General features: G+C 60.3%; 10 protein-coding genes. 7 read left to right on the top strand and 3 right to left on the bottom strand.

Annotation, left to right across the window (positions count from 1 at the left end):
- Positions 1-112: 112 nt before the first annotated feature.
- From AC13Q5_RS29825 to AC13Q5_RS29815, 3 genes are all read right to left on the bottom strand, one after another.
- Positions 113-1,045: a sugar phosphate isomerase/epimerase family protein gene (locus AC13Q5_RS29825; RefSeq protein ID WP_488504137.1), complete on the bottom strand. Its 933-nt coding sequence runs from the start codon at positions 1,043-1,045 to the stop codon at positions 113-115.
- 28 nt (positions 1,046-1,073) lie between these two features.
- Complete coding sequence (locus AC13Q5_RS29820) at positions 1,074-2,585, bottom strand: glycerol-3-phosphate dehydrogenase (protein ID WP_457880573.1); 1,512 nt, start codon at positions 2,583-2,585, stop codon at positions 1,074-1,076.
- A 77-nt stretch (positions 2,586-2,662) separates the two neighbouring features.
- Positions 2,663-4,213: an FGGY family carbohydrate kinase gene (locus AC13Q5_RS29815; protein ID WP_488504136.1), complete on the bottom strand. Its 1,551-nt coding sequence runs from the start codon at positions 4,211-4,213 to the stop codon at positions 2,663-2,665.
- 900 nt (positions 4,214-5,113) lie between these two features.
- Between AC13Q5_RS29815 and AC13Q5_RS29810 the strand changes: the two genes are divergently transcribed.
- From AC13Q5_RS29810 to AC13Q5_RS29780, 7 genes are all read left to right on the top strand, one after another.
- Positions 5,114-5,770, top strand: a complete 657-nt coding sequence (locus AC13Q5_RS29810) for a DUF2291 domain-containing protein (protein ID WP_488504135.1) — start codon at positions 5,114-5,116, stop codon at positions 5,768-5,770.
- Positions 5,767-7,311, top strand: a complete 1,545-nt coding sequence (locus AC13Q5_RS29805) for a sugar ABC transporter ATP-binding protein (RefSeq protein WP_488504134.1) — start codon at positions 5,767-5,769, stop codon at positions 7,309-7,311. The genes AC13Q5_RS29810 and AC13Q5_RS29805 overlap by 4 nt, the downstream gene beginning before the upstream one ends.
- A 22-nt stretch (positions 7,312-7,333) precedes the next feature.
- The gene (locus AC13Q5_RS29800; RefSeq protein WP_075855833.1) at positions 7,334-8,386 is read left to right on the top strand and encodes an ABC transporter permease; all 1,053 of its coding nucleotides are present in this window, start codon (positions 7,334-7,336) and stop codon (positions 8,384-8,386) included.
- A gap of 100 nt (positions 8,387-8,486) precedes the next feature.
- Positions 8,487-9,434, top strand: coding sequence for a D-ribose ABC transporter substrate-binding protein (locus tag AC13Q5_RS29795; RefSeq protein ID WP_075855832.1), 948 nt, complete (start codon positions 8,487-8,489; stop codon positions 9,432-9,434).
- A gap of 269 nt (positions 9,435-9,703) precedes the next feature.
- Positions 9,704-10,459, top strand: coding sequence for a DeoR/GlpR family DNA-binding transcription regulator (locus tag AC13Q5_RS29790; RefSeq protein ID WP_425298718.1), 756 nt, complete (start codon positions 9,704-9,706; stop codon positions 10,457-10,459).
- Between the two features lie 53 nt (positions 10,460-10,512).
- Positions 10,513-12,042, top strand: coding sequence for an FGGY-family carbohydrate kinase (locus tag AC13Q5_RS29785; protein ID WP_488504133.1), 1,530 nt, complete (start codon positions 10,513-10,515; stop codon positions 12,040-12,042).
- Positions 12,043-12,102: 60 nt separating this feature from the next.
- The gene (locus tag AC13Q5_RS29780) at positions 12,103-13,845 is read left to right on the top strand and encodes a glycerol-3-phosphate dehydrogenase/oxidase (RefSeq protein WP_488504132.1); all 1,743 of its coding nucleotides are present in this window, start codon (positions 12,103-12,105) and stop codon (positions 13,843-13,845) included.
- Positions 13,846-13,848 lie beyond the last annotated feature (3 nt).

Raw genomic sequence — 13,848 nt, 5'->3', positions numbered from 1 at the left:
TTTCCCTTTGCATAATCCCTCGCCTGTCTTTTCCGGCACACTCCCGATTCCGGCAATCTCTCCCTTCGGAGAATAAGGTGCCTGCGGAATCGGGACTCGACCACTCCAGCGGTTAGATATGCAAGTCGCCAGCGCCCGTGTCGATATAAGGCGCCCAGAAGGCAATGCTTTCGGCAATCTGCGCGATGACCTGGCGATCGTTGGGCTCACGCTCCTTAAACGAGAGTTCCAGGCAGATTTCATTGTCCCTGGCGCCGCCCTCGGCAAAAGCCTTCAGCAACGGCTCCGGCTGGATACGGCCCTTGGCGTTGAATTCCGCCGTGAAGGGACGATGTCCACCCTTGTCCATCAGGCTCTGCTTGATGTGGATGATCGGCGAGACTTTCGGGACCGCACGCGCCCAGGCATAGGGATCAAAATCGTCGGGATTGGACGAGGTGACGTCGCCGTGATCGATATCGGCCATCATCCACATGGGTATCGCAAAGGGCGCCTTCGTCAATCTGTCCTGCAGGGAAAGGCAGGCCTTAATCGTCTCGCCGAATTCGCGGCCGATGCTCATCGGCTCCCAGAAGATATAGGAGAGGCCGGCAGCCCGGGCGTGTTCCGCCACCTCGCCCCAGCAGTCGATCGCGATCTCAATCAACTCCTCACGTCGCGCCGGATCGTCATAGTCCTTGTAGGTGAAGATCGCGAACTGCGTGCCGACGGAATGGCCGCCGAGATCGGCAGTGATATCGGCAAAAGTCTTGAACCAGTCGACATAATAGCGTCGTACATCCTTGTCGGGATGACCGAAATGATTGAGACGACCGTAGGGGCCGGTCATGCCCGACGTCACGCGAACGCCCGTCCGCTTCAGTGCTGCCTGCATATCACGCGTCAGGCGGCGAATGGTCGGTGCCTGCCAGCTCGGATTGATGAATTCATGCGTCAGCTGCAGGTCGCGGATGCGTAGATCGCGCGCAACCGTTTCGATGAGATCGGAAGGCTCGGCAAAACGGTTCACCAGCGGATTGGTGTTGAGTGAAAGCGTCAGGGGCATTTACGGTCTCCCGGAAAGGTCTGTTGGTTCAGGCGGCGAGCGCCAGCTCGGCATCGAACCAGGCGGAGAAAGCCGCCTTCTGCTCAGTCGTCATGCGCAGACCTTCCTTGGTGCGGCGCATCAGCACGTCTTCGGCCGCCTGCGCCCACTCGGACGCGACGAGATAGCGAACTTCGGCTTCATAGAGATTGCCGCCAAAATGCCGGCCGAGCTCAGCGAGGGACGCGGCATTGCCGACGATCTGCTCCGTGCGGGCGCCGTAGAGGTGACCATAGTGGTTGACGAGATCGCGCGGCATCCACGGATAGGCGGCTCGCAGCGTATCGGCGAAGGCGACATAATCGGCATTCGGAATCTCGCCGCCCGGTAGAACGGCACCCCGCGTCCAGTCGCCGCCCATCTTCGGGAAGAATTTTGCAAGCCGCTGCATGGCGTGCTCGGAAAGCTTGCGGAACGTCGTGATCTTGCCGCCGAAGACGCTTAGGAGCGGCGCACCGCCGGTCTCGTCGAGATCAAAGACGTAGTCGCGAGTGACTGCCGAAGGATTGCCCTTGCCATCGTCGAACAGCGGCCGGACGCCGGAAAAGCTTTCGAGCACGTCGGAACGGCGCAGCTTTTCCTTGAAGTAGCGATTGACGGCCGCGATCAGATAATCGATCTCCTTCTCGTCGGCTTTCACCTCTTCCGGCTTGCCTTCGTAGGGAATGTCGGTTGTCCCGATCAGCGCCTTGTCGCCCTCATAGGGATTGATGAAGATCACGCGCTTGTCGTGGTTCTGAACCAGATAGGCCTGCTGGCCGGCCCAGAATTTCGGCACGATGATGTGGCTGCCCTTGACGAGCCGGACGCTGCGCTGACTGTTCGAGCCGACGACACGGCCGATAATGTCATTGACCCAGGGGCCGGCTGCATTCACCAGCACACGGGCGCGAACGGTGCGCACGTCACCGGAACGCTCGTCGCGCATCTGAACGACCCAGTTGCCCTGATCGCGTCGCGCGCTGACGCAAGCCGTACGCGTCAGGATCTGCGCACCCTTGGCAGACGCATCGAGCGCATTGAGGACGACAAGCCGGGCGTCATCAACCCAACAGTCGGAATATTCAAAGCCTTTCGAATATTGGTCGAGGATGGGAGCCCCTTCCGGATCACGATTGAGATCAAGCGAACGCGTGCCCGGCAGCTTCTTGCGGCCGCCAAGATGATCGTAGAGGAAGAGGCCGAGGCGCACGAGCCAGGCAGGACGGTCCGTGGGGCTGTGCGGCAGCACGAAACGCATCGGCCAGATGATATGGCTTGCCGAGTTCAACAGCACCTCGCGTTCAATCAAAGCTTCGCGCACCAGGCGGAATTCATAATATTCAAGATAGCGCAGGCCGCCATGCACCAGCTTGCCGGAGCGCGAGGACGTTCCTTCCGCCAGGTCGCCCTTCTCGCACATCATTACCGAAAGGCCACGCCCGGCCGCATCACGAGCAATGCCGGCACCATTGATGCCTCCGCCGATCACGAAAAGATCAAAGATTTCCGGTTCCATCATGTCATGCTCCTAGGGATGCCCGAGGCATCATCAACTCAATCTTTAAGGGCCGCGCTCGCCAGCCGGCCCCGTATCAGCTAGTGCTGGGCCAGCTTGTCCCAGGCCGGCGCGATCGCCTGACGCACGTCCTTGTAGGCATCGAACAGGCGGTCATAGCGCTCGACATTTGCCGGATCAGGCGCCTCGGCGTCACCCAGCAGCGGCGTCACCCAGTCAGCAATGCAGCTATCCATGTCCTGATAAGCGCCGATCGCAACGGCTGCCATCATCGCAACACCCGCGGCACCCGCCTCTTCTCGATCCGAAATCCGCACCGGCGCCTTGACGGCTGCGGATAACGAACCCCGCAGCGCGCGCGAACGGGCAGCCCCTCCGGTGATGCGTAGTTCTGAAGGCATGTCGCCCATGGCCGCGTAGCAATCCCGCGTTGCCATGCCGAGGCCTTCGACCACGGCCCTCAGCATGTCGGCAAAGCCGTGCCGCGTCGAAAGCCCGGTAAAACCGGCACGCGCATGTGCATTGACGAAGGGACCGCGCTCGCCCGCCTCGGAAATATAGGGGTGGTAGAGAAGGTTCGATGGACGCGCCTCGGCAAACCAGGCATCGATGCGCGGAATGAGGTCGGAATAGGAAACCTTGCTGCCCTCGGCAGACATCAGATCGGCCGCAATCTTGAGAATCCAATCGATATTGATGGTCGCGCCCATATTGGTCTGGACCTGCGTGACGATACCCGGGATCGGCAAAGCAATGACATAGCCCGTTCCCTCTTCATTGAGTTGGACATCGGGCACCGCCTTGGCACGCATATGCACGCCCGTCGATCCGATCGTCGAGCAGGCGGCGTTCTGGCCGCCGGTGCGCACACCGGCGCCGAGCGCCGTCATGACCATATCGACATAACCCAGGCAGACCGGCGTCCCTGCAAGCAGGCCGGCAGCCCTGGCTGCAGCATCCGTCAGAGGATGACTGATCTCGGTTCCATCGACGATCTCAGGCAGAAGCGAGCGCCGGCGGGCAAGGCCGAGCGCATCGATGACAACAGGATCATATTGGCGATTGCGGAAATTGCCGAATGTAAAGCTTGCCTCGGACGGATCAGTTGCACGGATGCCAGTGAGATTGAGATAGAGCCAGTCCTTGCAATGGAGTGCCGTCTCTGCCCGATCGAGAAGCTCAGGCATGAAGCGATCCATATGGGCGAGTTGCGCACCCTGCTGGCAGGTATTGAGACCGGTGCCGGTCGCCTCGAAACGGGCGCGATTGCCAGCCGTGGCACTTAAACGCGTAACCGTCGAGGCGGCGCGGGCATCGAGCCAGAGCCAGGCGTCGTCGACGGGAGTATTGCCGGAACCGACAAGCCAGGTGCCGTCGCCCTGCCCCGTTACGGCGATCGCTGCCGTTCGGGCCGCAAGGTTGTCGACCTTTTCGCCAAGCCCGCGCAATGCGCTGACGCAGTCCGACCATGTCTGGCCGAGCGACTGCGTGACCGAGCCGTCTTCACCCGTCTCGTAGCGATTGCGCGCCGAGGCGGAAGCGATCTGCCTGCCGGACAATTCGAAGGCAACCGCCTTCAAAACCGAGGTACCCGCATCGATCCCGATGATGATCCTGTCGCCCTTAGACATTGCAAGCCAGCTCCACCATGCTGCACCCTGCGGCAGGGGCATCGGCAAAGATCACAAACATTTTCATTCCTCCCCACGCGGCCAAGGGCATAATCTAAGCCAGGCCACACCTATCGTCGCCATCATACTCCCCATTCCAAAGGGAGGATCGCGAACGAAGCGCCAGCGCGCACCCGACACCAGCCACGCAACGGATCCGACATATAGCCGCGACCCATCAATCAGCTTGCGGCTTTATAACATAATCATATCGTTATTACAGTAATATTTTTCTGGCTTTGTAATTTTTTTCATATAAAATGAGCACGATTGGTTGACGGGCAGCAGTGAGGAATAGCTGCTGCAATGCCCTGGAGGAGCACAGATCAACAATCAAGATCCCCAAGACGGAATCAGGGAGGTCATCTGGAATCTGAAGGCGACCCGTTCATAATTGTCAATTATATCAATATATTATCGATATATCTTTATATCCAATGGGTCGAACCAACATTGATCTTCGAACTTCGAATCAAGGGCGGCGGAGTAAAAGCCTCGGAGGTGAAAAGACAGGAAGTGCTGAGATGCATGGAGGCCGATCGAATGCAGGGCTTGCTAGATCACAGTTGACACGCCCAAAGATTTATAACATATGAAATGCAGTAATTAACACACTTATATCACAAATGTCGCATGGATGCGGCAATTGTGAACCCGAGATGGACGCTGGAGGAGACAGCCGTCCGCACGCTGAGGAGGCTCCCGATGTTGAATTTCCTTTCCGGTGACGGCGCAGCCCGAAGCCAAGCGGAGCGCTCAATGGTTCGAACGCGAAAGCAGGGCTTCCGTTAAGCCGGATCACGGCACTTTCTCCCATTCTCCATCAGGAAATCCGGCTGACATGCCCAAGGTCGTTTGAACATGAATACGCAAGCTCAATACGCAACCGCCAAGCCGACAGGCTCCAAGCTCAAGATCGCCGTAGGCATCGCCGCAGCTGTGATCGTCATCGGCGCCATTGCCGCCGATACCAAGGTGGTCAAGATCGGCTCGGCACATGACGTGCGCGAGCAGGGTTTCCAGCCGGAGGCCTATGGCGTCGAGGAATTCCCGAAGGTGCAGACGGATGTCGAAAAGCGCGCCGTCGATGCGATGACGCTCGCCACTGCCGTTCTCGCCGACAAGAAGGCAGCCGGCGTGAAGTATGGCGTCGCCACCACGACCGGCCCCGTTCTTCCCGTCTCTCTCACTGGCACGTTCGGCGAACGCAAGGCCAACCTCAACGAGTTCAAGGTCGACGGCATGCCTGACGGCATCACCGTTCGCGTCCAAACGGGTCCGGCGATCAACGGTACCGATCTTCGTGACGCCACAGGCAAGATCGAATTCGGCCAGTTCACTAACCAGATCGAATATCAGGACGCGGGCTCGGCCATCAACAACGAGATGAAGAAGGCGACCCTCGGTGGCCTGGACCCGGAGAAGCTGACCGGCAAGACGGCGACGGTCGTCGGCGTTTTCAAGCTTATCAATCCGAAGAACTGGCTCGTCACCCCGGTAAAGGTCGATGTGAAATGAGCCAGGTCCAGCACAATGGCACGCTCACGGGCGAAGTCGTTCTCGCCGCCCGCAACGTCGCCAAATCCTATGGCAGCGTCCATGCGCTGAAGGGCGTCAATTTCGATATTCGACGCGGCGAAGTCACCACGCTCTTCGGTGAGAACGGCGCCGGCAAGTCGACGCTGATGAAGATCCTATCCGGCGTCATCCAGCCGACATCGGGCGAGATCATTCTCGATGGCGACCCGATCTCCTTTGCCTCTTCCACGCATGCTCGCGCCTGCGGCATCTCCATCATCCACCAGGAATTGAGTCTGGCGCCGAACTTGAGCGTCCGCGACAATATCTTCATGGGTCGCGAGATCATGAAGAGCGGCGTGGTCGACTTTGCCGAGGAAGAGCGCCAGACCCGTGCGCTGATGGAGGAATTAGAAGAAAATATCGATCCGCTTACCCCGGTCGAGGATCTCCGCCTCGGCCAGCAGCAGATCGTCGAGATCGCTCGCGCGCTGTCGGTCAATTCGCGCATTCTTATCATGGATGAGCCGACTTCGGCGCTGAGCGCCAGCGAAGTCGAGGTTCTGTTCAAGGTCATTCGCGATTTGACGAGCCGCGGCGTATCGATCGTCTATATCTCGCATCACCTGGAAGAGGCGCTGCAGATCACCCATCACGCCGTCGTTCTGCGCGACGGCAACATGACTGCCTATGCCGAACGCAAGGACATCGATCTCGAATGGATCGTGCGCAACATGGTCGGCGACAATTTCGACCTCGGCAGCCCGCCGATCGGCCATACAATCGGCGACGCGGCGCTGACGATCGACAATCTCACCGTTCCAGGCCCGTCGGGGGCTGCCTATAATGCCGTCGACCGCATGTCGCTTGCGGTTCGGGCCGGCGAGATCGTCTGCATCTACGGCCTGATGGGTGCTGGGCGTACCGAGCTGCTCGAATGCGTGGCGGGACGGCTGCGGTCGAGCGGCGGCCGCGTCCTGCTCGGCGATACAGATGTCGGCGGCCTCAGCATTGCCGGCCGCATCGCGCAAGGGCTGGTGCTGGTGCCGGAAGACCGCCAGCGCGACGGTCTCGTTCAGACGATGACCGTCGGCTCGAACCTCTCGCTTGCCAGCATCGGCGCCTTTACCAAGGGTCTTTTTACCTCGAGCGGCCGGGAGCGGACGCTGGTGAACGACTCCATTCGCAAAGTCCATATCAAGACCGATGGCGACGACGCGGCAATCGGTTCGCTATCGGGCGGCAACCAGCAGAAGGTCGTCATCGGCAAGATGCTGGCAACCGATCCTCGCGTGATCCTGCTCGACGAGCCGAGCCGCGGCATCGACATCGGCGCGAAGGCGGAGGTCTTCAAGCTGCTTGCCGAGCGCGCCAAGGAGGGTCTGGCGGTAATCTATTCGACGTCGGAAGTCGCCGAATGCCTCAGCATCGCCCATCGCATCATCGTCATGCACCGCGGCAAGATCTCTGCCGAATTCGGTCCGGACGTCACTAAAGAGAAGATCATGGCCGCCTCGGGCGAAGCAGTGGTCGCGCACTAGCCGCATTCATGGAGCACTGATTATGTCAGTCACGAACATCACAGATAAAAAGCCAATTGCGAACGGACAGCGGCGAAACTTCAGCCTCGTGCGGTTGATCCTGGAAGGGCGCGCCTTCTTCGCACTGATCGTCATCATCGCGGTCTTCTCCTTCCTGTCGCCCTATTACTTCTCACTCAGCAACTTCCTGACTATGGCCTCGCATGTCGCGATCTTCGGCATTCTTGCTATCGGCATGCTGCTGGTCATCTTGAATGGCGGCATCGACCTATCCGTCGGCTCGACGCTCGGCCTTGCCGGCTGTATCGCCGGCTTCCTGATGCAGGGCGTCACGCTGTCGAGCTTTGGCGTCATTCTTTATCCGCCGGTCTGGGCCGTCGTGGTACTGACTTGCATCCTCGGTGGCCTCGTCGGTGCGGTCAACGGCGTGCTCGTCGCCTATCTGCGCGTCCCAGCCTTCGTCGCCTCGCTCGGCGTACTCTATGTTGCCCGCGGTATCGCCTTGCTGATGACCAACGGGCTTACCTACAATAATCTCGGTGGCCGCCCAGAACTCGGCAATACCGGCTTCAACTGGCTGGGCTTCAACCGTCTTGCCGGCGTGCCGATCGGCGTCATCGTCCTTGCTGTGCTTGCGGTCATCTGCGGCCTCGTTCTCAGCCGCACCGCCTTTGGCCGCTGGCTCTATGCGTCAGGCGGCAACGAGCGTGCAGCCGATCTTTCCGGCGTTCCGGTCAAGCAGGTCAAAATCGCCGTCTATGTCCTGTCGGGGATTTGTGCTGCCATTGCCGGCCTCGTCCTGTCCTCGCAGTTGACCTCGGCCGGTCCGAACGCCGGCACCAGCTATGAGCTGACGGCGATCGCCGCTGTGGTCATCGGCGGCGCCGCATTGACGGGTGGCCGCGGCACTGTGCGTGGCACCATGCTTGGCGCCTTCGTCATCGGCTTCCTGGCGGACGGCCTCGTCATCATCGGTGTTTCGGCCTACTGGCAGACGGTCTTTACCGGCGCGGTCATCGTGCTCGCCGTGCTCATGAACAGCATCCAATACGGACGCCGGACCAAATCCGGCTGACGCCGCACCAGAACTTGTCACCGATCGGTGAAATTCCGATTGGAGAAAGGACCGCCGGTTCGCCGGCATCATCAGAGCTCATCAAAAGGGAGAGAGACTAATGTTCAAAAAAGGTTTGCGCATCGTCATGGCAGCAGTTGCTGTGGCACCGCTTCTGACCGGAGCCGCATGGGCCGCCGGGCAGATGACGATCATCGTCAACGATCCGTCCAACCCCTATTGGCTGACGGAAGGCAACATCGCCAAGGCGACCGCCGAAAAGCTCGGCTACACGGCAACAGTCGGCGCGCATAAGGGCGACACCAACACCGAAAGCAACCTGATCGACACGGCCATCACCAACAAGTCGGTCGCCATCATCCTCGATCCGGCGAACGCCGACGGCTCCGTCGGCGCAGTCAAGAAGGCTGTTGCCGCTGGCATCCCGGTCTTCCTCGTCAACGCTGAAATCAACCAGGAAGGCCTTGCCAAGGCTCAGCTCGTTTCCAACAATGCCCAGGGTGCGGCCATCGGTGCACAGCAGTGGGTGGAAGCCGTTGGCGACAAGGGCAATTACGCCGAACTCTTCGGCTCGCCCTCCGACAACAACGCCGCCACCCGGTCGAATGGCTATGAAACCGTTCTCACCCAGTATCCCGACCTGAAGAAGGTTGCCAAGGAAGTCGCCAACTGGGACCGCACCCAGGGCCACAACAAAATGCAGTCGATCCTGCAGGCTCACCCTGACATTATCGGCGTGATCTCCGGCAATGACGAAATGGCGCTCGGCGCGATTGCCGCTCTCAAGGAAGCCGGCAAGCTTGCCAACGTCAAGGTCGGTGGCTTCGACGGTTCTCCTGATGCTGTTGCCGCCATCAAGGCCGGTGAACTGCAATATACCGTCCTGCAGCCGGTTGCCACCTTCTCGGCCGAAGCCGTCAAGCAGGCCGACAGCTTCATCAAGACCGGCAAGACCGGTGCCTCCAGCGAAAAGCAGCTTTTCGATTGCATCCTGATCACCAAGGACAATGTCGACAAGTACACGGCACCCTTCGTTCTGTCCGAGTAATGACATCGGGGGCGCCGGAAACCGGCGTCCCCATCCCTTGACCGCAGTCGGCGGCACCCTGGCTGAACATCAGACAGAACTTGCAGAAATCCTGATAGCGAACTGTTCTTTATAATTTTTTCCATAGCGTAATGTTCGCTGCAGCAAGTCAATCTCCGCAAGGCTCAGCGTCAGAGGCCAAAGTGACAGACAAGACAAGCCCCGTATCATTCCTGCAAGACGAGCTGCCGAGCGACAGCCGTCATTCGCGCCAGATCGCCAGGCGCCAGATGATCGCCGAAGCCGTGATGGCGGAAGGCTCGATGCGCATCGAGGATCTGACCGAGCGCTTCGGCATCAGCCTGATGACGGCACATCGCGATGTCGATGAGCTGGTCAGCCGAGGCCTGTTTCGCAAGACGCGTGGCATCGTATCGGCCGCAGCCACCAGCCTGATCGAATCGAGCGACGTCTATCGCGCCAATCGGCAAGCGAGTGAAAAGAAGACGATCGCCGCGGCTGCCATGCAATTCATCGAGCCCGGCCAGGCAATCTTCCTCGACGATTCCACCACCGTCCTGCAGATGGCATCGCAGCTGCCGGCCAAGGTTCCACTGACGGCGATCACCAATTCGCTGACGCTGATGAATGCGCTGAAGGACATGCATGATGTGACGCTCCTGGCGCTTGGCGGGCAATACTATAATTGGTGCAATGCCTTCATGGGGCGGATGACCATCAACGAAATCAATCGGCTGCGGGCCGATGTCACCTTCATCTCGATGTCGGCAATCATCGACGACGTGGTATTCCATCAGTCGCCCGAGATCGTCGATATCAAGCGTGCGATGTTCGAAAGCGGCGCCAAGCGCATCTTGTTGATGGATCATACGAAGTTCGAGCGGCGGGCGCTGCATAGTTTCGCGCATCTGAGCGAATTCGATGTCGTGATCGTCGACGAGAAGACGCCTGCCGCCCATCTCGAGCGCATGCGCAACAAGAATATCAATGTGGTCGTCGCCAAAGGCGACAAGGAGCGATCCTGAGGCTGAACCCGGCAAGGGCCGCCTCTCGTCGCTCATGATCAGGAGTCATGGGAATGCCGAGTCTGCTCGGAATTGACAGCGGTTTAACCGTCACAAAGGCCGTCGTCTTCGACATCGACGGAACGCCGCTTGCCGTTGCGCGCCGCCGGGTGACCCAGTTCATGCCGAAGGCGCGCCATGTCGAGCGCGACATGGACGAGCTCTGGAGCCGGACCGCCGACGCCATTGCCGAGGCGATCAAGCTCAGTAACCGCCCGGCAAGCGACATCCAGGCGATTGCCGCCACTGCGCATGGCGACGGCATCTACCTGCTCGACAAGGCAAGCAAGCCGCTCGGACGCGCCATTCTCTCGCTCGACAGCCGTGCCGGATCGATCGTGGAACGATGGCTGAAAAGCCCGCTTGCCGACGAGGCACTGTCGCTGACCGGCCAACTGCCGCACGTCTCGGCCCCATCGGCGCTGCTTGCCTGGATCAAAGCCAATGAGCCTGAGCGTTTTGGCCAGATCGCCCATATCTTGAGCTGCAAGGATTGGCTGCGCTTCTGCCTGACCGACGTCATCGGCACAGACCGGACCGAGGCAAGCACCTCCTTCACCGATGTTTCGACCCAGGATTATTCCCCGGATGCGCTGAAGCTTTTCGGCATTCCCGAGGTTACTGGCGCCTTGCCGCCGGCCTCGCGATCCGACGAGGTTGTGGGATATGTGACCGAAGCTGTTGCGAAGCAGACCGGCCTTGCCGAGGGCACGCCGGTCGTTGCCGGTCTGCATGACGTGACCGCCTCTGCGCTTGGCGCCGGCGGCTATGCGTCCGGTGTCGTTGCCGTCATTGCCGGCACCTATTCGATCAACGAGACGCTCTCGTCTGAGCCGCGCGTCGACGGGCGCTGGTTCTGCCGCAATGCCATTGCGCCAGGTCAATGGAACAATATGTCGATCTCGCCGGCATCGTCGGCGAATTACGAATGGTTCCTGGACAAGCTTTGTGCCAGTGACATTGCAAGTGCCGAGGCCGCCGGCCGGTCCATCCATGCCGTGCTTGCTCCCGAGATTGAGGCCGCATTCAACCGACCATCGAGCGCGCTCTTCCACCCCTACCTCTTCGGCTCCCCCTATGGCGCCGAGGCAAGCGCCAGCTTTTTCGGACTTGGTGGCTGGCATGATCGCGGCGACATGCTACGCGCCGTTCTGGAAGGCATCGCCTTCAACCACAAGATTCACGTCGACGCCCTAAGCGACGGTTTTTCCTTCGATCAGGCAAGGCTGGCAGGTGGTGTCTCGCGCAATCCAATCGTCGTGCAGATGTTTGCTGACGTACTCGGCATGCCCGTCACCGTCACCGAAATCGACGAGGCTGCAGCCTGGGGCGCCGCCCTTTGCGCCGGCACCGGCATCGGCGTCTACCCCAGCCCTGAAAACGACCCGCGCGATGTCGGCAAGATCGCCAGGACCTATCATCCGGATTCCGCCCGCAGCGCCGATTATCGCAACCGCTACGACCTCTTCCGCGACATTGCCGAGGCGATGACGCCGCTCTGGCCGCGGATCGGCGATCTCGCAACCCAGCACTCCCAAGGCTAGACCGAAAATTGTGCCGCGCAGACAGGGTCTACCGTGGCAGTTCAGCAGGACGATGATGTTATGACCGATATGGCCGCCGATCTGAAACAACGCTTCTCGCAACTTCAAGACGGAGACGTCGATGTTGTCATCCTCGGCGCAGGCGTCAATGGCGCCGGGCTGTTTCGCGATTTGTCGCTGCAAGGTGTCAACTGCCTGATCATCGACAAGTCAGATTTCGGCTCGGGAACGAGTGCAGCGCCATCCAGGCTGATCCACGGCGGTCTGAAATATCTGGAAACAGGCGAGTTTGGCCTGGTCGCGCAATCGGCGCTCGAGCGGAACCTTCTGCTCAAGAATGCGCCGCATTGCGTCGAGGCACTGCCGACCTTCGTGCCCATCTTCTCCTGGACCCGCGGCATCTGGGCAGCTCTTCGGACGCTGACGGGCTCGACCACCGCCCCGCGCAGCCGCGGCGCCTTGCTTATCAAGATCGGGCTCGCGCTCTATGACTTCTTCGGTTCGCGTAGCCGCGTCATGCCGCGCCACAGGTTCCTTTTGAAGCGCCGTGCTCTCAAGGAAATGCCGCATGTCACACCTCAAATCGTCGCCGGCGGCATCTATTACGATGCCAAGATCAGCCGGCCGGAACGGCTGGTCTATGAATTGATCAATGACGGGCTCGAAGCCAACAAGGGTTCATTGGCCGCCAATACGACGCGGCTTGTTTCCGCTACCGATGGTCTGCTGACCTTTCAGCGTTCGGACGGCTATGCCTTCTCCGTGAAGCCAAAGCTCGTGGTCAACGCCGCCGGCCCCTGGATCGATCACGTCAACGCGGCTCTCGGCGCGCCGGCCCATCTGATCGGCGGCACCAAGGGATCGCATATCCTGCTCGATCATCCGGAACTGGTGCGCAGCCTGAACGGCCATATGATCTATTTCGAAGCCGATGACGGCCGCATCTGCCTCGTTTACGGCTATCTGGGCCAAGCGCTTGTGGGATCGACCGATATTCCTTGCGACGATCCAGACAATGTGCGCTGTGAGGAACCGGAGATCGATTATTTCCTCGACAGCGTACGGTCCCTTCTGCCGAGCCTCCGTTTCGACCGCGACCAAGTGACCTATAGCTATAGCGGCATTCGCCCCCTGCCCGCCTCGGATGCCTCCTCGCCGGGCCTCATCAGCCGCGATCATTCCGCACCCGTCTTCGAGCCGCAGGCTGGACGGCCCTTCCCGATCATCTCGCTGGTCGGCGGCAAATGGACGACATTCCGCGGCTTTGCCGAGGAAGTGGCCGATACGGTGCTGAAACGCCTTCAAATCGGCCGCAAGACATCCACGCAGCGGCTTGCGATCGGGGGCGGGCGCGATTTCCCGGTGAACTCCAATGAGCGTGCAAGCTGGATCAGATCGGTTGCGGCGAAAGCCGGCGTCGAAGCCAGCAGAGCGGATGAGTTGCTCGGCCGCTACGGTACGACTGCGGCGGCAATCCTCACTCGCCCTTCGGGCTATAGCGACAGCCAGCGCATCAGCGGTGCGCAGCGCCATAGTGCACTCGAGATCGATTGGATCGCGCGGCAGGAGATGATCGTGCATCTGTCCGACATCGTCTTCCGCCGCACGACCATGGCGATCGAAGGCCTGCTGACGATCCAGGGCTTGCGCGAAATCGGCGCCATCGCCGCCGCGGCCCTGCAATGGGACGCACAGCGACTGGCTAAGGAAATCGACGATGTCGTCGCATCGCTGTCGAAATTCCACGGCCAGACGCTAAGCGAAGAAAGCGTGCGCCAGGCGGCAGGCCCGGCAGCACGCTGAGCA

Source organism: Martinezella sp. CNPSo 3964 (assembly GCF_057784375.1).
This window is presented reverse-complemented; position numbering and strand designations above follow the sequence as displayed.